The sequence below is a fragment of the Arthrobacter sp. StoSoilB13 genome (genome assembly GCF_019977255.1).
Taxonomy (GTDB): Bacteria; Actinomycetota; Actinomycetes; order Actinomycetales; family Micrococcaceae; genus Arthrobacter.
The window spans coordinates 1,541,290-1,560,096 of record NZ_AP024647.1; the positions used below are offsets into that span (position 1 = coordinate 1,541,290).

13 protein-coding genes and 4 pseudogenes are annotated in these 18,807 nt (G+C 61.0%); 3 read left to right on the forward strand and 14 right to left on the reverse strand.

What is annotated here, in order from left to right; genetic code table 11:
* Positions 1-97 precede the first annotated feature (97 nt).
* From LDP01_RS07230 to ychF, 6 genes and pseudogenes are all read right to left on the reverse strand, one after another.
* Positions 98-1,808: pseudogene (locus LDP01_RS07230) on the reverse strand (ABC transporter ATP-binding protein).
* 10 nt (positions 1,809-1,818) lie between these two features.
* Complete coding sequence (locus tag LDP01_RS07235) at positions 1,819-2,763, reverse strand: ABC transporter permease (protein WP_224088211.1); 945 nt, start codon at positions 2,761-2,763, stop codon at positions 1,819-1,821.
* Positions 2,753-3,682, reverse strand: a complete 930-nt coding sequence (locus LDP01_RS07240; RefSeq protein WP_224088212.1) for an ABC transporter permease — start codon at positions 3,680-3,682, stop codon at positions 2,753-2,755. The genes LDP01_RS07235 and LDP01_RS07240 overlap by 11 nt, the downstream gene beginning before the upstream one ends.
* 126 nt (positions 3,683-3,808) lie before the next feature.
* Positions 3,809-5,492: pseudogene (locus LDP01_RS07245) on the reverse strand (peptide ABC transporter substrate-binding protein).
* A gap of 535 nt (positions 5,493-6,027) precedes the next feature.
* Positions 6,028-6,540, reverse strand: a complete 513-nt coding sequence (locus LDP01_RS07250) for a DUF1877 family protein (protein WP_224088213.1) — start codon at positions 6,538-6,540, stop codon at positions 6,028-6,030.
* Positions 6,541-6,612: 72 nt separating this feature from the next.
* On the reverse strand, positions 6,613-7,698 hold the full coding sequence (gene ychF / locus LDP01_RS07255; protein ID WP_224088214.1) for a redox-regulated ATPase YchF: 1,086 nt from the start codon (positions 7,696-7,698) through the stop codon (positions 6,613-6,615).
* A 110-nt stretch (positions 7,699-7,808) separates the two neighbouring features.
* Here ychF and LDP01_RS07260 point away from each other — a divergent pair.
* Positions 7,809-9,057: pseudogene (locus tag LDP01_RS07260) on the forward strand (DNA recombination protein RmuC).
* A gap of 94 nt (positions 9,058-9,151) precedes the next feature.
* Here the strand turns inward: LDP01_RS07260 and LDP01_RS07265 are convergent.
* On the reverse strand, positions 9,152-10,237 hold the full coding sequence (locus LDP01_RS07265) for a 4-hydroxy-3-methylbut-2-enyl diphosphate reductase (RefSeq protein WP_224088215.1): 1,086 nt from the start codon (positions 10,235-10,237) through the stop codon (positions 9,152-9,154).
* Between the two features lie 9 nt (positions 10,238-10,246).
* Positions 10,247-11,119 carry a hypothetical protein gene (locus tag LDP01_RS07270; protein ID WP_224088216.1) on the reverse strand — a complete coding sequence of 291 codons (873 nt, stop codon included), beginning with the start codon at positions 11,117-11,119 and terminating at the stop codon, positions 10,247-10,249.
* Positions 11,120-11,320: 201 nt separating this feature from the next.
* On the opposite strand from LDP01_RS07270, the gene xseA reads away from it, so the two are divergent.
* Positions 11,321-12,598, forward strand: coding sequence for an exodeoxyribonuclease VII large subunit (gene xseA / locus LDP01_RS07275; protein ID WP_224088217.1), 1,278 nt, complete (start codon positions 11,321-11,323; stop codon positions 12,596-12,598).
* 53 nt (positions 12,599-12,651) lie between these two features.
* Positions 12,652-12,918, forward strand: a complete 267-nt coding sequence (locus LDP01_RS07280; protein ID WP_224088218.1) for an exodeoxyribonuclease VII small subunit — start codon at positions 12,652-12,654, stop codon at positions 12,916-12,918.
* Positions 12,919-12,932: 14 nt separating this feature from the next.
* Here LDP01_RS07280 and LDP01_RS07285 read toward each other — a convergent pair whose 3' ends face one another.
* From LDP01_RS07285 to LDP01_RS07310, 6 genes and pseudogenes are all read right to left on the reverse strand, one after another.
* A complete protein-coding gene (locus LDP01_RS07285) occupies positions 12,933-13,787 on the reverse strand; it encodes a polyphosphate kinase 2 family protein (RefSeq protein ID WP_224088219.1) in 855 nt (284 codons plus the stop codon).
* Between the two features lie 51 nt (positions 13,788-13,838).
* A complete protein-coding gene (locus tag LDP01_RS07290) occupies positions 13,839-15,059 on the reverse strand; it encodes a pyridoxal phosphate-dependent aminotransferase (RefSeq protein WP_224088221.1) in 1,221 nt (406 codons plus the stop codon).
* 120 nt (positions 15,060-15,179) lie between these two features.
* Positions 15,180-16,141: pseudogene (locus tag LDP01_RS07295) on the reverse strand (ABC transporter substrate-binding protein).
* A complete protein-coding gene (locus LDP01_RS07300; RefSeq protein WP_224088222.1) occupies positions 16,138-16,884 on the reverse strand; it encodes an ABC transporter permease in 747 nt (248 codons plus the stop codon). The pseudogene LDP01_RS07295 and the gene LDP01_RS07300 overlap by 4 nt, the downstream one beginning before the upstream one ends.
* Positions 16,881-17,624, reverse strand: a complete 744-nt coding sequence (locus tag LDP01_RS07305; protein ID WP_224088224.1) for an ABC transporter permease — start codon at positions 17,622-17,624, stop codon at positions 16,881-16,883. The genes LDP01_RS07300 and LDP01_RS07305 overlap by 4 nt, the downstream gene beginning before the upstream one ends.
* Positions 17,624-18,718, reverse strand: a complete 1,095-nt coding sequence (locus LDP01_RS07310; protein WP_276573608.1) for an ABC transporter ATP-binding protein — start codon at positions 18,716-18,718, stop codon at positions 17,624-17,626. Before LDP01_RS07310 ends, LDP01_RS07305 begins: the two co-directional genes overlap by 1 nt.
* Positions 18,719-18,807: the final 89 nt, after the last annotated feature.

Genomic DNA, 18,807 nt, shown 5'->3' on the forward strand with positions numbered 1-18,807 from the left:
TGTGGGGCCGACTCCTTAACGGCAAGAGCCGGTGGTTCCCACATGTGGGTACCACCGGCTCTTGCTGTTCTCTCGTCGGCGGAGAGTACGACGGCGGTCAGGCCACCGCGGGCGGCAGCAGCAGCGAGCCGCCGGGAATGGCATCCAACAGGGCCTGCGTGTAAGCCTCGCGCGGGTTGTCGAAGACATCGTCCGTGCTGCCCGTCTCAACCAGTTTGCCCTTTTCCATCACGCAGACGTGGTCCGCGATCTGGCGGACCACCGCGAGGTCGTGGGTGATGAAGAGGTAGGTCAGGCCCAGGTTGTCCTGGAGGTCTGCCAGGAGATTCAGCACCTGGGCCTGGACCAGGACGTCCAGTGCCGAAACGGCCTCATCGCAGATGATCACTTCGGGATCCAAGGCCAAGGCCCGGGCAATGGCAATGCGTTGCCGCTGCCCACCGGAAAGCTCGTTCGGATACCTCTGCATCATGGACTGTGGCAAAGCCACCTGGTCCAGCAGTTCGCGGACCTTCTTTTCGCGACTCGCCGCATTTCCGATCTTGTGGACACGTAGAGGCTCTTCGATGGTCCGGAAGATGTTGTACATCGGATCCAGGGAACCGTAAGGATCCTGGAAAATCGGCTGTACGCGGCGCCGGAACTTGAAAAGATCCTTGCCTTTGAGCCCAGCGGTATCCACGCCGTCGAACACAATCCGGCCCTCGGTGGGCTTCTCCAATTGGAGGACCATTTTGGCCACGGTGGATTTACCCGACCCGGATTCGCCCACAATGGCCGTGGTGGTTCCGCGCTTGACGTGGAAGCTGACGTCATCCACGGCGGCAAAGTCCGCGGTTTTGCCCAGCCCCTGCCGCAGTTTGTAGACCTTGCGCAGGTTTTTGATCTGCAGGACCTCGTCCGTTGCATGGGGCCTTGGCTGCCGCCACGGGAGCAAGGAGGTCGCTGGCTTCCACGCCCTGCTCCTTGGCAACCTGGATTCGGCGCGATGCGAGCGAGGGTGCCGATTCCACCAGTCGCCGTGTGTAGGGGTGCTGCGGGTTGCGCAACAGCTCCAAGGAAGGTCCTGCTTCAACAACGTTGCCCTGGTACATGACCACTACCTTGTCTGCGCGCTCAGCCGCAAGGCCGAGGTCGTGGGTAATGAGCAGCACGGACGTACCGAGCTCCGTGGTCATGGTATCCAAGTGGTCCAGGATTTTGCGCTGGACTGTGACGTCCAGCGCAGAGGTGGGCTCGTCCGCGATCAGGAGCTTGGGCTGGCAACTTAGCCCTATGGCAATGAGAGCACGCTGGCGCATACCGCCGGAGAACTCATGCGGATACTGTTTGGCGCGCCGTCCAGCATCGGGAAGACCTGCCTCAGCCAAAGCGCGGGCAACGTCTTCGGGTCCGTCCGGACGACCGTTGGCCTTGAGGGTCTCGCGGACCTGGTAACCGATCTTCCAGACCGGGTTGAGGTTGGACATCGGGTCCTGGGGAACCATGCCGATGTGGCTGCCGCGGAGTTCAATCATGCGCTTTTCCGGCGCATGGGAGATGTCCTCGCCGTCCAGCAGGATCTGTCCACCCGAGACGTGTCCGTTGTTAGGCAGCAAGCCAATGGCGGCGAGGGCCGTCGTCGACTTCCCCGAACCGGACTCCCCCACGATGGCGACAGTCTCGCCCGGCATGATGGTCAAGTGGGCGTTCTTTACCGCCTTGACCTCACCGGAGCCGGTCCTGAAGGTAATGGCCAGGTCCTTGATTTCCAGGATTGGCCTTACCTGTGCCGCGACTTCATCGATTCTAATGTTGGCAGAAGCCATGTTCGCCTCCTTAGCGCTGACGGCTCTTGGGATCAAGAGCATCGCGGACGGCGTCGCCGAGCATAATGAAGCTCAGGACGGTGATGGACAGTGCCGCTGCCGGGTAGAGCAGAATTCCGGGGTTGGTGCGGATGGACGCGTTGGCCGCCGAGATGTCGTTACCCCACGACATCACGCTCGGCGGCAGGCCCACACCCAGGAAGGACAGTGTGGCTTCGAGAACGATGAAGACACCGAGCTCCAGGGTTGCCAGGACGATCACCGGAGCCAGTGCGTTCGGCAGCGCGTGCTTCAGCAACGCCCCGAAGTTGGAGACACCCAGCGAACGCGCTGCGGTCACGAAGTCAGCGTTGCGGACCTCAAGAACGGCACCACGCGTAATACGGGCCATCTGCGGCCACGCCAGCATGGATATGGTAATTACGACGGTCCAGACGCCCCTGTTTTCCCGGAAGAACGGCAGCTGCGTAATGACCAGGGCACCCAGGATGATGGGGAGGGCGAAAAAGATGTCACCCAATCGTGCAAGTACGGCATCGAGCCAGCCGCCGTAGTATCCGGCCAGTGCACCCAGGGTCACACCGATGACGATCACGCACAGCACAGACAGGACGCCCACGGACAACGAAGCTTGCGTGCCATGAATGACACGCGAATAGACGTCACAGCCTTGCAGCGTGAAACCAAGCGGGTGTCCGGACGTGGGTCCTGCCTCCGAGTTGGCCAACTGACAGTCGCTGTCGGGCGCAACGCTCGTAAACAGGCCCGGGAAAAGTGCAACTGTGGTCAACAGCAGGATTAGCAGAGCGGAGATGATGAACAGCGGGCGCCGGCGCAGCTTGCGCCAGGCATCGGCCCAAAGGCTGAGGGGCGCTTGTTCAAGCTTGACGGTGTCCGTGGCCTGCAGCGGAGTCTCATCGATTGGGGCGACGAAGTGTTCAGTGTTACTGGTCATAGCGGATCCTCGGGTCAAGCCAGGCGTACAGGAGGTCAACCAGGAGATTGGTGACAACAAAGACAAGAACAAGGACACTGACGATCACAACGATGGTGGGGCCTTCGCTGCGCTGAATGGCTTGGAAAAGCTTGTTGCCGACTCCCGGAACGTTGAAGATGCCTTCAGTGACGATGGCACCGCCCATGAGGCCGCCAAGGTTTGCACCAAGGTAGGTCACAACCGGGATCAACGAATTCCTCAGGATATGGGCCATGATCACACGCGGACGCGAGAGCCCCTTGGCTGTTGCGGTCCGCACATAGTCGGCATTCATGTTTTCGCTCACCGATGCACGGGTCAGGCGCAGGACGTACGCGAAGGAAACAAGGCCTAGAACCACCGCAGGCAGGATCAGGTTGCCCCAGTCGGCGTTGGCCCCAACGGTCGGTTTTGCCCATCCGAGCTGGACACCGAACACGAGCTGGAAGACAAAGCCGAGCACGAACGTGGGAACAGCAATCACCACCAGGGAGGCGACCAGGACGGTGGAGTCGAAGAACTTGCCCTTGCGCAGTCCGGCGAAAACACCGAAAGCGATGCCGAAGACGGCCTGGATGATAAGTGCTTCGATAGCAAGCATCGCCGTCACCGGAAAGGCCCTTGCCAGCGAGGCTGCAATGGGTTGCTGCGTAAAGTCAACGCCGAGGTTGAAGGTAAACAGGTTCTTCAGGAAGATCCCGTACTGCACCCAGAACGGTTGATCGAGGTTGTACTGGTTCCTCAGGGCGTCGATGACGCTCTGAGGAGGTTGGCGATCGCCGAAGAGCGCCGCAATGGGGTCGCCGGGAAGGGCGAACACCATGTAGTAGACAAGGAGTGTGGTTCCAAGGAAAACGGGAATTACCTGGAGGAGCCTACGCAAGATATAGCGAACCACAGGTCACCCCTTTCCGCTTGATGGGCGTTGGTGTGTCATGTTTGCCTTCCTGCCGAAGCAAGCAATTGGGGGCCCGGCGCCATGGCCGGGCCCCCAATGCCTCACGGCAAGTTCAGATCCTGAGGACTACTTGGCCTCGATGTTGTAGTACAGGATGCCGCCGTTCCAGCCGGTCTCGGCCTTCACGACGTTGTTGCTCCACACAATCGGACGGTTCAGGTACCACAGCGGCAGGCCGGGCAGATCCTGGAACAGGATTTCCTGTGCCTTGTTGAACTTGGTGTTGGCGTCCTGAGGCGTCTTGGCTGCAAGGCCTTCCTTGAGCAGTTTGTCGAACTCCGGGTTGGAGTACTTCTCGTAGTTCGACGATGCGTTGGTTGCCCACACCGGTCCAAGGAAGTTGTAGAGCGACGGGTAGTCACCCTGCCAGCCGGCGCGGGTCAGGGCCCGGAAGGGACTGGGACTTGCGCAGGTCGAGGACTTCAGCAAACTTTGCAAATGGCTGGATTTCAGCCTGGATGCCGAGGTTGTTCTTGAAGCCGTTGGCCACGGCGTCGATCCATTCCTTGTTGCCACCATCGGTGTTGGAAGCGATCTGCAGCGGCTTTGAGGCGTCGTAAGGCTTGATCTTTTCAGCCTGGGCCCAAAGATCCTTGGCCTTTGCAACGTCGAACTTCAGGACGTCACTGCCCGGGATCTTGTCGTTGTATCCATCCAGCACGGGAGCCGTGAATTCAGTGGCCGGCGTGCGGGTGCCGTTGAAGATGACCTTGGTGATCTCTTCACGGTTGATGGCGTGGGACAGCGCCTGGCGGCGCAGCTTGCCTGCTTCGCCCTGGAAGTTCGGGTTGTAACCCGGAATGTTCAGGGTGGAGTTGTTGGCAACCGGCTTGGTGGAGTTACGATCCTGGAAGTCCGTGGTGTACGTCTTCAACGCGTTCGAAGGCAGGACGTCGGTGACGTCGAGGTTGTCAGCCTGCAGATCCGTGTAAGCGGGACCCGGGTCCGTGTAGAACTTGAAGGTCACGCCACCGTTCTTGGCAGCACGCGGGCCGTTGTAGTCAGGGTTCTTGACCAGGGAGATGGACTGGTCGTGTACCCAGGAACCTTCCTTGGCGAACTTGTACGGGCCGTTGCCAACCGGGTTTTCACCGAACGTCTTCGGGTCCTTCAGTGCCGCGGAAGGCAGCGGGTAGAAGGCGGAGTAGCCCAGGCGCAGTGACCAGTCCGCCTCGGGCTGGGACAGCTTGACGGTAATGGTCTGGTCATCCTTGGCTGCCAGGCCGGACATCGTCTGAGCCTTCGGTGCCGGAGTGGAGGTCTTCTTGCCGTCGGCTCCAGTGGTTTCATTCACGGCACTGACATCGGCGTAACCCTCGATGGACTCGAAGAAGAAGCCGTTGTTCTGGAGGTTGGTGCTCAGCGCTGCAAAGTTCCAGGAGTCAACAAACGTCTTGGCCGTGATGGCCTCGCCATTCGTGAACTTGGCACCGGACTTGACCTTGATGGTCCAGTTCTGCGAGTCCGTGGTGTCAATGGACTCGGCCAGCGCGTTGACCGGCTTGCCGCTGGCATCGTAGGCACGGAGGCCTTCGAACAGCAGCTCGACAACGCGGCCGCCATACACCTCGTTGGTGTTTGCGGGAAGCAGCGGGTGCTGCGGTTCGTTGCTGTATGCGGTGATGACCTTGTTGGGGTCGGCTGCGGCAGAACTGTTCGTGTTGCTGCCGGAGCCGCCGCCGCAACCGGTCATTGCGAGGGCGATTACCGCCGCTACGCCTAGAGCTTTGGAAGTGCGCGAGAAACGCATTCCGCCTCCTATGAGTCGTGGAGTTGATCAGGGGAAATTTGTGATGACCCCCAGGCGCGAGCACAGGTTTCCTACTGTGACGTTGCCTACATGTGTGTGTAAGCCTACCCACATTGTGTCCGGATGTTGGGACTCGCTGGCCAAACTGTAACCGTTCCGCAACCTCCAGATGCCTAAAGTGGCGGGAATTTCAAGTCAAAAGCTACTCGGTGGTAATATTCGCTGTCTGACAGCAGGACAAGCTGTTTCTAGGCACAAAAAGGGCCTCGGTTCATACTCTGAACCGAGACCCTTTACAATTTCGCTGCCCAGGGCAGCGTTCGCGTTTTGGATTTAAAGCGGAACGCACCTGCAAGTGACTGCCGGCAAAGCCGCACGTAGCGGACGAGCGTCAGTGGCGCGTCGACGTCGGAATGAGAGACACACGGTAGCGATACCGCTGAACGTCCCAATTTGTTCCTGTGGCCGCAGTTTCGTTCCTTGCCTGGCAAGAACCACTCGGCGACCACGAGCAGATCCGTCCACATCATCATCGCTACCCGATGAGGTAGACCATGCCACGTCCCTCGTTAGCGAGATTCCTGGCGAAGGTTCGCGCCCGCCGAAGATAGCCAACGGCGTAATCGACCTCCAGGTCACCGTCGAGGTGCGACGAAACCGGCAACCGCAGCCGTACTTCCCCGTCAGAGACTTCATCCAAGTCCTGAGCAATCGCTAAAACCTCTGACGGAGACAAGGCCCGCACCCAAGGCTCCCAGCCTTCGTCATGCATCGTGACGCTACCTTCAAACATGCGAAAAGCGGTTCGCGCCGCCGCCCCCGCACTCAATGGCGCAGTGAGAACTTGCAAATGCCGCCACGCCTTGTCCAGATAGAGCATGTCGCGCTCAGATATAACTTGCTCGAAGGTGGTATGGCTGGTCCCGGCACCAGGTTCAAGGCCCCAGGCGTCAGCAAGCGGGTCGGCCGGCACGACGCTCAAAGGGTCGGAAAGTACTTGGTCAGTAACGTCGCCGTCGAATGCATATGCGTAATATCGGATTCCCATTCACCAAGTGTTCCCGAGGCTCAAGCGCCGCAGGACAGCCGCTTTGCGCTATGTGGATAACCCAGCAAAAGATCAGACGTTGAAGCGGAACTCCACCACGTCGCCGTCGGCCATAACGTACTCTTTGCCTTCGATGCGGACCTTGCCACGGGACTTTGCCTCGGCCATGGAGCCGGCGTCAATGAGGTCATCGAAGGAGACGACCTCGGCTTTGATGAAGCCTCGCTGGAAGTCAGAGTGGATCACGCCCGCGGCCTGGGGCGCGGTGTCGCCTTGGCGAATGGTCCATGCACGGGTTTCCTTGGGGCCGGCCGTGAGGTAGGTCTGCAGGCCAAGGGTGTGGAAACCAACGCGCGCCAGCTGGTCCAGGCCGGATTCGCTCTGGCCGTTCATTTCCAGCATTTCGCGGGCTTCTTCCTCGTCCAGTTCAACGAGGTCGGATTCGAGCTTGGCATCGAGGAATACGGCATCTGCGGGAGCAACCAGGGCACGCAATTCATCCTGCTTTTCCTGGTCACCAAGAATGCCTTCATCGGCATTGAAGACGTAGATGAAGGGCTTTGCAGTGAGAAGTCCGAGCTCCTTGAGGTGCCCCATCTCCAGCTTGTCGCTCTTGATTGAGCTAAAAATTGTGTCGCCGCGCTCCAGAACTGCCTGTGCTGCCTTGATGGCGGCCAGTTCCGCTGCTTCGCGCTTCTTGATCTTGACTTCTTTTTCGATACGCGGGATCGCGTTTTCGATGGTCTGAAGGTCTGCCAGGATCAGCTCGGTGTTGATGGTCTCCATGTCGGAGCGCGGATCAACCTTGCCGTCTACGTGGATGACATCGGGGTCGTCGAAGACACGCACAACCTGCGCGATTGCCTGGGCTTCACGGATATTGGCGAGGAACTTGTTGCCCAGGCCCTCGCCCTCGGATGCGCCCTTCACGATGCCGGCGATGTCCACAAACGACACAGGAGCGGGAAGCAACTTCTGGGAACCAAAGATCTCCGCCAGCTTGGCCAGACGGGGATCCGGCAGGTTAACGACACCGACGTTCGGTTCGATCGTTGCGAACGGATAGTTCGCAGCAAGCACCTGGTTGCGGGTCAGTGCGTTGAAAAGAGTTGATTTGCCGACGTTGGGCAGTCCGACGATGCCAATAGTAAGAGCCACGAGCATTTATTCTACCCGTTGCCGCGATAACCATGCTTGTTCGCTCCTGAAGACAACACCGTCAACTGACCTTCACTAAAACTGTCGGACCCCTATGACAGGGTTGCCTCATGGATGGATTTGGATTTGTTTTGGCATTGCTCATGCTGCTCATCGGAGCCGCAGTGGGACTCAGCGGTGCGTATGTAGTCTTTCGACGCCGGACGGCCGGTTTGGAGGAGGACTTCGACGCCGTTTCGTCGCGCCTTTCGGACGTGACGGCCCAGCTCGCAGCCGCCGACGCCGAACGCCGGCTTCTGTTCGCACAGAACCGGGAGCTGAGTGAATCAAGGACCTCAGACGGCAGCGTGTTGCGCGCCCTCGGGCCCGTGGCCGAAAAGCTCACTGCCGTACAGCAGCAGGTCTCGCTCCTGGAACGCGACCGAGTGGAGCAATATGGCCAACTCGCACAGCAACTTCAAGACGCCAGGCTCTCCGACGAACAGCTATTACGGTCCACGCATGCCCTTGCGTCCGCACTCCGATCCAACAGTGCCCGCGGACAATGGGGCGAGGTTCAGTTGCGCAGGGTTGTCGAAGCCTCTGGAATGCTCCGTCACGTGGACTTCCACGAGCAAGTGCACTCCGGGCCGGAGCGAGAACACGCTGCGCCCGGACCTTGTGGTGCAATTGCCAGGCGGCAAGCAAATCGTGGTGGATGCCAAGGTCCCGCTGGCTTCCTATCTGGCGGCGCAGGAACAAGTGCACGGCGAAGGCTCCATGGGTGAATCAGTCGGGCCAGCGGCCAATCATGATTCCAAGACGCTCCTGGCACAGCACGCCAAGGCACTCAAAGCCCACATCGATGCCCTCGCAGCCAAGAAGTACTGGGACATTCCGGGCAACTCCCCGGAGCTCGTCATCTGTTTCCTCCCCGCGGAGTCGATTTTGGCTTCAGCCCTTGAGGCTGATCCGGCGTTGTTGGAGCATGCCCTTTCCCGGAACGTCGTCCTGGCCTCGCCGGGGACACTGCTGGCGGTTCTCAAGTCGGTGGCATTCACATGGCGGCAGGATGTCTTGACGGACAGCGCCCACGAACTCTTCGAACTGGCCAAACAGCTCTACGAACGCATGGGCACGCTGGGCGAGAATGTCGGGAAACTCGGAAGTTCCTTGAAGACATCGGTGGACCGCTATAACGCGATGGTCGGCACACTGGAGGCACGTGTACTCCCTACTGCCCGCAAACTCAACACCATGGACGACGCCGGACTGGCCACTCCCCTGTCCGTCGAAGCAGTCCCGCGGGCCTTGGCTGCGCCCGAGCTGCTCGCGGTGGACTCCCTGGATGCTGCAGCCCAAGAGGAGTCTGCAGCTTAAAGGGACAGGCCCGCTGTGGCAGCTTCCGAAAGGGTGGCTGCCACAACGGGCCTGCTAAGTACATTCAGGATACGTACATTCAGGATAAGTACGTTCAGGACGTAGGGCGGTTCCCGCGGCCACCGAGGGCCCGGGTCACGTCGCCAGCCTCCTTGAGGGTAGCCCGCAATTCCTTCGGCAAAGAGAAGAGAAGGTCCTCCTCGGCCGTGACGACTTCCTGGACTTCGCCATAGCCGTAGTCCGCCAAAAGCCGGAGGACGTCCTGAACGAGCACTTCCGGGACGGAAGCCCCGGAGGTCACACCTACCGTGGCGACGCCCTCGAACCAGCTTTCATCCACCTCGTTCGCGAAGTCCACGCGGTAGGAGGTCCGTGCCCCATACTCAAGTGCCACTTCAACGAGGCGCACCGAGTTGGACGAGTTGGCCGAGCCGACCACTATGACCAGGTCAGCCTGGGGAGCGATCTTCTTGATGGCCACCTGGCGGTTGGTGGTGGCATAGCAGATATCGTCGCTCGGCGGATCCTGCAACGTGGGGAAGCGGTCCTTGAGCAGGCGGACGGTCTCCATGGTCTCGTCCACACTCAGGGTGGTCTGCGAGAGCCAGATGGTCTTCTCCGGGTTCCGCACGGTGACTTTGTCTACCTCGTGGGGGCCGTTGATGATCTGGATGTGCTCGGGGGCCTCGCCGGCTGTTCCTTCGACTTCCTCGTGGCCTTCGTGGCCGATCAGCAGGATGTCGTAGTCCTCCTTGGCGAAGCGCACGGCCTCACGGTGAACCTTGGTGACCAGCGGGCACGTCGCGTCAATGGTGCGAAGACCGCGGTCTTCGGCGGACTGGACTACAGCCGGGGAAACGCCATGTGCCGAGAAGATCACCAAGGCGCCTTCAGGAACCTCATCCGTTTCTTCGACGAAAATGGCGCCTTGCTCTTCGAGGGAGCTCACGACATGCACATTGTGGACGATCTGCTTGCGGACATATACGGGTGGTCCGTAATGTTCCAGGGCTTTCTCAACAGCAATGACAGCCCTGTCCACGCCGGCACAATAGCCACGGGGAGCCGCCAGCAGAACCTTCTTGGGTCCAGTAACCGGGGCCGCCGCCTGAATCTCTTCCGGTGATCGCCGTCTGCGGGGCACCGTGGGCATCGGAATGGAAACTGCTGTGCTGGTCATCCCTCCATGCTACCGGCCCGGCCCCTGGCCGCTGGCAGAACGTGATCTCCGTCTCGCGGACAGAATCCAGGCGATGACGCCCAGTGCCAGGAATGCACCTGACACCACAGCAGCGATGACAATCCATTCAGCGAAGCCTGTCCGGACCGCCGAAAAGAACTCCTGCTTGAACAACTCTGCAACACCGTTGCCACTGGATAGGCTTCCCATCAGTCCGCCAGCCAGATCCACCGTCGCCGACCACAGCGCAGCAAGCACCAACCCGCCAAGTCCGAGGGAGACCATCACCAGGGAGCGGCGACGCGCAGCAGCGAGGGCCAACAGGACCGAAACAACAGCACCGACGGCGGCAAGCCACCAGAGCGGGGCAAAGGCCGCCACCCGATCAACCAATTGCTTTTGGGATGGTTCACCCATGGTCACCAAACTTTCCGCCGGGACCTCAATTTGTAGTCCGCTGGCGGAGGATAGACGGTCGCGGATAAGCCTCATGAGTGGGCCAATGTCCAGGAGCAGTGCTGTATGGGACACCGTCTCCTCCGGCTGCTTCCCTCCTCCGAAGTTCAACCGATGACTGTTCCTGGCCGTTTCTTCCCATGCTTTGGGGTACTCAGGCCATGACTGCATTCCGGATGCAGCTTCCCTGAGGGCATCCGCCGCCACCGATTTGAGTGGTTCCGGAAGATTTACGGAGGATTCGAAGTTCCCCGCTGCGGCTGTAGCAAGCCGGCTTTGGAACTCCGGATCCTTGCCCAGCGCGCTGGCCAGGTGGACGAAGCCGTCCTCCTTGACCACGTTGACGTCCGCCCAAGCGGCCGGAACTGCGACGGCCGTGAGCAACAAGGCGAGGACCACTGCCACCGCGGAAATGAAACTGCGCAAAAGTCATCCTCGGGGTAAGGGGCCAGTGCCACCATCCTAGGTCTGTCCACAGGATAGGAAAAATGTCGGGGTCCACTGCTAAAGCTATGGATAGAGTTGGAAGGCCGGCCCGGTACTGATTGCGTGCGGGACCGATTGGCCGCGACCACGGCCGCACAGCTAGCGAGGATATACACATGCAGGTAAACGCACGGATCACCCATGGCAGCTGACGCGAGCCCGGAATCAACGCTGCCCGGTACCGCTGCGGAGACCAGCCCCGACAACCCCTGGCCCCTGCAGTTGCTATCCAGGAAGCTAAAGGCCCACATCGAGCGTGCGCCCGCGGCGTGGATCGAAGGCCAGGTCATCGAACTAAACCGGCGTGGCGGGAACGCCTTCCTGACACTCCGTGACGTCGATGCTGAGATTTCACTGCCGGCGTCCGTATGGTCCACGGTCCTGGATCGCCAGAAGATACCCCTTGAACGTGGTTCCCGGGTGGTCGCCCTGGTCAAGGCCGACTTCTGGGTCAAGACCGGGCGCCTGAACATGTCCGTCAAGGACATCCGGCCCGTGGGCCTGGGTGATCTTCTTGCCCGGATCGAGCGGCTGCGTCAGGCCCTTGCCGCAGAAGGCCTGTTCGCCGACTCCCGCAAACGGAAGTTGCCCCTCCTCCCCCACCGCATCGGGCTCATCACAGGGCGGGATTCGGATGCCAAGAAGGACGTCCTCCGTAATGCGGCACTCCGCTGGCCGGCCGTTGAATTCGACGTTCGCGAGGTAGCTGTCCAGGGCAATACGGCCGTTGCACAGATCCTTGCCGCGCTCCGTTCGTTGGATGCCGATCCACACATCGACGTCATTGTCCTCGCCAGAGGTGGCGGCGCCTTGGAAGATCTTCTGCCGTTCAGCAATGAGGACTTGATCAGGGCAGTGGCAGCGGCAACAACGCCGGTGGTCAGCGCCATTGGCCACGAAGCGGATCGGCCCATCCTGGACGACGTGGCTGACCTGAGGGCATCGACACCCACCGACGCCGCGAAACGCATCGTTCCTGATGTCAGTGAGGAACTCGCCATGGTCCGCCAGGCCCGGGACCATCTTCGCCGGAGCATTGGCAGGATGGTGGACAGGGAGACGGACCGGCTTCACGCCTTGAGGTCGCGGCCCGTCCTGGCAACGCCGGACACCATGGTCGCAGCAAGATCAGAGGACATCACCCGGCTTCAGCGAAGGTCGCATGCAGCCGTCAGCACAGCGGTGGTCCGGGCGCTTGACCAGGTCCACCACCTGCGTGCCCAGGTGCGGGCATTATCTCCGCAGAAGACCCTGGACCGCGGCTACGCCGTTGTCCAGATCGTCGGTGCAGACCAAGCCGGACACACAGTGGTCAGCAGCCCGGCACAGACTCCCGAAGGCACACCGCTGGCCATCAGAGTGGCAGAAGGCCGGTTCAGGGCTGTCTCCAGCGGCCAAGCACAACTCGCCGAGCGCTGATTTCGCGGCAGCTGCACGGCACAAACACTCACCATCGAATGCGAAGGACCACCATGACAGAGAACAATCCCACAGCACCTTCAACGGATTCCCTGGATTCCCTTAGCTACGAGGAAGCCCGCGAACAACTTGTGGCGGTGGTCAGCCGGTTGGAAGCAGGCGGAGCCAGCCTTGAGGAATCGCTGGCGCTCTGGGAGCGGGGCGAGGCGTTGGCAAAGCGTTGCGAGGACTGGCTTGAGGGCGCCCGCAAACGGCTGGCAACAGCCAGGGACGCTACCAACGACGCCGGGGCTGCCGCCGGCACAGACCAGCCGCGATGACGGTTCCCTAAAGCTCAGGATTCCTCAACAAGGGCACGTTCTGTCGCGACGTCGAAGTCCGCCTTTGGCCATTCCAGGGACAAGCCCTCCAAGGCGTCCAAAAGCAACTGCTGGACAGCGATCCGCGCGTACCACTTCTTGTTCGCCGGAACAACGTGCCATGGGGCGACGTCAGTGGACGTCTTCGCAAAGGCCATGTTGTAGGCATCCATGTAGTCATCCCAGAACGCCCGCTCCGCGAGATCGCCCCGGCTGTATTTCCAGTGCTTGCCGGGATCATCGAGCCGCGCCAGCAGGCGCTTCTTCTGCTCATCCTCGCTGATGTTGAGCATGACCTTAACGATGGTGGTTCCCTGTTGGGCCAGCCTGGACTCGAAATCGTTGATAGCGGCGTAGCGCCGTTCCAATTCCGCGGAGTCCGCCCATGCGTGGACGCGGTGGATCAGGACGTCCTCATAATGTGAGCGGTCAAAGACTCCCACCATCCCAGCAGCGGGTGACTCTTTCTCGATCCGCCACAGAAAGTCGTGCGACTTTTCCTCATCAGTGGGTGCCTTGAATGCCTTCAGCTGGACACCCTGGGGATCCATTGCGCCCACGACGTGGCTGACGATGCCTCCCTTGCCGGCAGTGTCCATGGCCTGAAGGATCAGCAGGAGCCGCTTGTTGCTCCCGAACTTCCCCTCTGCGAAGAGCTTTTCCTGAAGTTCTGCGAGCCTGGCGTCCTGTGCAGCCAACAAGGACTTGCCGTCGGCCTTTGTTCCGGCGTAGCCAGGCGTGGCCTGGGGATCGACGCCGGCCAACGAAAAACCCGGTCCAACCTTCAGCACCCTGGCTGGACTCTCAGCGAACTCCACTGCAACGGGCATGGCTTGCCTTTCTGCCTGACGCGACCTCGTGACGCGGCCATGCACCACAGGCTAGTTCCCGGGGTACCTCGACAGGAAGTCCGCCATGCGGCCAATTGCCTCTTCAATGTCCTTGACGTTGGGCAATGTCACCATCCGGAAGTGGTCCGGCCGCACCCAGTTGAAGGCACGTCCGTGGGAGACCAGGATCTTCTGCTCCTTCAGCAGGTCCAGGACGAACTTCTCGTCATCCCGGATGTGGTAAACCTCTGGATCCAGCCTGGGGAACAGGTAGAGGGCACCCCTGGCCTGCTGCGTGCTGACACCCGGGATCGCGTTCAGGAGGTCATACGCTTTGTTGCGCTGCTCCAGGAGCCTGCCACCGGGAAGGATGAGATCGTTGATGCTCTGGTAGCCGCCAAGCGCTGTTTGTATGGCGTGCTGTGCCGGGACGTTGGCGCACAAGCGCATATTGGCCAGCAGGTTGATGCCTTCAAGGTAATCGGCAGCATCCTTCTTGGGACCGGAAATGGCCATCCAGCCGGCGCGGTAGCCACAAACGCGGTAGGCCTTGGACAGGCCACTGAACGTCAGGCACAGGACGTCGTCGCCGGTCAGTCCGGCAAGGTTCACGTGGACAGCGTCTTCGTAGAGGATTTTCTCGTAGATTTCATCGGCAAACAGGACCAGGCCATGCTTCTCGGCCAAAGCAACGATCTGCTTGAGCGTGTCCTCGGGGTAGACGGCGCCCGTGGGGTTGTTCGGATTGATGACCACGATGCCCTTGGTCCGCGGCGTGATCTTGGACTCCAGGTCCTCCAGATCAGGTTGCCATCCCGACTCCTCGTCACAGAGGTAGTGGACGGGCCGGCCGCCGGCCAGGGCAACGGAAGCCGTCCACAGGGGGTAGTCCGGCGTGGGAATCAGCACTTCATCGCCATCTTCGAGAAGGGCCATGAGGGACATGGTGATGAGTTCGCTGACCCCATTGCCGAGGTAGATGTCATCAACGTGGATGTTCTGGATTCCGCGGGTCTGGTAGTACTGCGAGACGGCCGTCCGGGCTGAGAATATTCCGCGGGAGTCGCTGTAGCCCTGGGCATTGGGCAGGTGGCGGATCATGTCCACCAAAATGGCGTCAGGCGCTTCAAAGCCGAAGGGAGCCGGGTTTCCGATGTTCAGTTTGAGGATCCGGTGACCCTCTGCCTCCATCTGCTGGGCGGCCTGAAGAATCGGTCCACGGATGTCGTAAAGGACATTATGAAGCTTGGTGGACTGCTTGAAATTCGCCATTCATCAAATATGCCACACCGGTGATGGACTTCAGTTGAGACTTAACTCACAGATACGACGACGGCGGTGACAGACCCGCACGGGTCCGCCACCGCCGTCGTACGCGGTTTACGTCAGGCGCTACTTAACGATGCCCTTGTCTTTCAGCCATGCGGCCGCTGCGTCCTTGGGGCTTTGCTTCTGGTCGCCGCTGACTGCCCGGTTCAGGTCCACAAGGTCATCGGTTGTCAGGATCTTGGACACATTGTTGAGCGCGTCCTTGGCCTTGTCCGTCATTTTCGCCTTGTTGTAGAGCGGCAATACCTGCTGGGCCTTGAAGTTGTTCTTGGGGTCTTCCAGGACCACGAGGTCGTTGTCAGCGATTGACGGTGTGGTGGTGTAGATGTCGGCCACCTGGACCTTGTCCTCCAACAGTGCCTGGAGCGTCAGGTTCCCGCCGCCGTCGTTGAATGGCTGCAGGCCCTTGAGCTCGCAGTTGTAGTTCTTCTTCAGCCCGGGGAAGCCGTAAGCACGGGTCTCGAACGTTGCCGGGGGCCCGCCATCGTGAAGTCCTTGCAGACCTTGGCGAGGTCCTCGATGGACTTGAGCTGGTACTTTTCGGCAGTGGCCTTGGTGACCACCATGGCGTCCTTGGACTCCGCCTTTGCCGGATCAAGCACCGCCAGTCCCTCCGGAAGCTTGCCAGGAAGCGCCTTGTACACGTCCTCAGCCGAGACCTCCGTGGCCTCTGGATCAACATAGGAGAGCAGGTTGCCGGAGTAGTCCGGGACGAGGTCCACGGACCCGTCCTGGACAGCCTTGAAGTAGATTTCGCGCGAGCCGATGTTCGGCTTGGTAGTGGCCATAACACCGGCCGCGTTCAGGGCGCCCGCATAGACCTCGCCAATCACCTGGCTCTCTGGAAAGTCGGCCGATCCAACCACAAGGGGCCCACTGGATCCGCTGGATCCACCGGGAGCAGAAGTGGACGGGGTGGCCAAAGGGCTGCCGCCGCACGCGCTCAAGGCGAGGGCCACACCGACGCCGGCCGCGAGGCCGCCGAGTCCACGGCGCGTAAGGGTCATGGGAACGGGATTTTTCATGGTGTACCTCCTTGAACGGCAGCCGCGGCGGGAGCTGCGGCTGTGAGATCGTCGGCCGCCGTGTGGCGTCCGCTTGAGTCGAGGGTGAGGCCGGGCGGGAGGACCAGCCTCTGCAGGGCGGCCAGAACGAGGTCCACCGCAATGGCAAGGGCAGCGATCAGCAGCGATCCACCAAGCATCCGCGGAAAGTCCTGCAGGACAAGCCCATCGAATAAATACCGTCCCAGGCCACCCAGCGGCAAGTACGCAACTACCGAAACGGTTGCAATCACTTGCAAAACAGCTGTCCGGATGCCACCGAACATCACCAGGAGCCCATTGGGGAGCTCAACACGGAACAGGATCTGAAGCTCCGTCATGCCCATGGCCCGGGCTCCGTCCACCACCGTGGCATCCACGCTGGAGATGCCCGCATATGTCCCCGCAAGCAATGGTGGAACCGTGAGGATCACCAGGGCCCACACCGGCGGCATCAAACCGCTGCCGGCCAACAAGGCAAAGAGGACCAGCAGACCCAGAGTGGGCAGGGCCCGCAGGGCACCCGCAATGGCCACGGCAACCACCCTGCCGCGTCCCGTGTGGCCAATGTAAAGACCCACAGGTACTGCAATGGCCGCAGCGATGAGGAGCACCAGCCCGCTGTACTGCAGATGCTCGGACAACCGCGTGGGGATGCCTCCGCTTCCCGTCCAATGAATAGGATCCGTCAACCACGCAATGGTGTCCGTAAAAACGTTGCTCATGCCGATGCACCCGGATCCGGCCGTACGGGGGTGTGGGGCAGGTGTGGCCCGGTTTTCGGTTCAGTGAGCAAGGCGGTGCCGTTCTTGCGTTCGCCCCTGCCGCCCCCTGCCGCCCGTGTCCACGGAGTCAGGAGACGCTCCAGCACAACAAGGACTGCATCCATCAGCAAGGCCAGGATAAGGATGGCGATGATGCCAACCACTACTTCGGTAACGAAGGTCCTCTGCAAGCCATCAGTGAAAAGGATTCCGAGATTGCCGACTCCCAGCAGGGCAGCAACGCTGACCAGCGAGATGTTGCTGACTGACACTACGCGGAGCCCGGCGAAAAGAACCGGCAGTGACAGCGGGAGGTCCACCTGGAAGAAACGGGCCGAGGGCTTGAAGCCCATGGCCACGGCAGCGTTGCGGAGATCGTCGTCAACAGAGTCGAACGCATCCATGGCGGCACGGACCAGCAAGGCCACCGCATAGATCGTCAGGGCGACGACAACGTTGAGGGGATCCAGGATCCGTGTTCCCAGGATGGTGGGCAGGATGATGAAAAGCGCCAGGGACGGGATGGTGTAGAGCAAGGACGTCGCCGTGGCCACCACAGACCTCAGGGTACTGTTCCGCCGGGCGAGCTGCGCCAGGGGAATTGAGATCACCAGCCCAAGCAGCATCGGGATGAGTGCGAGCACAAGGTGCTGGCCGGCCAAGCCGAGAACCAGGCCAATGTTCGCCAGGAACCACTCCATCAGGTGGCGTCCTCCCTGTGGCGGCGGACTTCCTCGATCAGGGCAAGGACTTCCGGCGCCTTCAAGACCCCGGCTACCCTGCCGTCGTCGTCCACGGCAACGCCCAAACCCGATGGCGAGGACAACGCCGAATCCAGCGCCCGGCGCAAAGTGTCTCCCTTATGGAAGAGGGAACCTCCGGGGACCAGCCCGGCACCGTCCCGGGGTGAGGACCACCCGAGGGGACGTGATTCGTCGTCCACCACCAGCGCCCACTCCCCCGAACGGCGTCCGGCGTTTTGGCCCTCGGTTTGTCCCACCATGGTGACGGGGTGGAGTCTCACGGAGTCGGCGACGTCGAAGGCAAGGTGGCGGAAACCACGGTCCCTGCCCACGAAGGAGGCCACGAAATCGTTGGCCGGTGCCCGCAGGATTTCTTCGGGGGCGGCATACTGGGCAAGCTTGCCGCCAACAGCAAAGACTGCCACTTTGTCGCCCAACACCGTGGCCTCGTCAATATCATGCGTGACAAACACGATGGTTTTAGCCAGCTCGCGCTGCAGGCGCAGGAGTTCCTGCTGGAGTTCATCGCGGACCACCGGGTCAACGGCGCTGAAGGGCTCGTCCATCAGAAGCACCGGCGGGTCGGCTGCGAGCGCGCGTGCCACTCCCACGCGCTGCTGCTGACCGCCTGACAGTTGCGAGGGATACCGTTTGCCGAGCACCGAAGCCAGCCCAACGACGTCGAGAAGTTCTGCGGCACGTTTGCGCGCATCCGCTTTGGATACGCCGTTGAGCCGCGGAACCGTAGCGATGTTATCCAAAACGGACCGGTGCGGAAGCAGCCCGGAGGACTGCATGACATAGCCCATGGAGCGGCGAAGCTGCGCTGCCGGCACTGTGGAGACATCCTTGCCTGCCACCGTGATGGTGCCCGAACTTGGTTCCACCATGCGGTTGATCATGCGCAGGGACGTCGTTTTGCCACAGCCCGACGGACCGACGAGGACGGTGATGGCCCCCTTGTCGATGGACATGGTCAGGTTGTCGACGGCCGGCTGGCCGCCTTGGTATTGCTTGGTCACGCTCTGGAACTCAATCATGGCTTCTGCCATACCCGGGCCTATCTTCGGCGGACGATCTTCACCCAGCGTAGCCAGCACCACCGACGATGTCAGCGACGCCACGTATTCCGTAATGAATC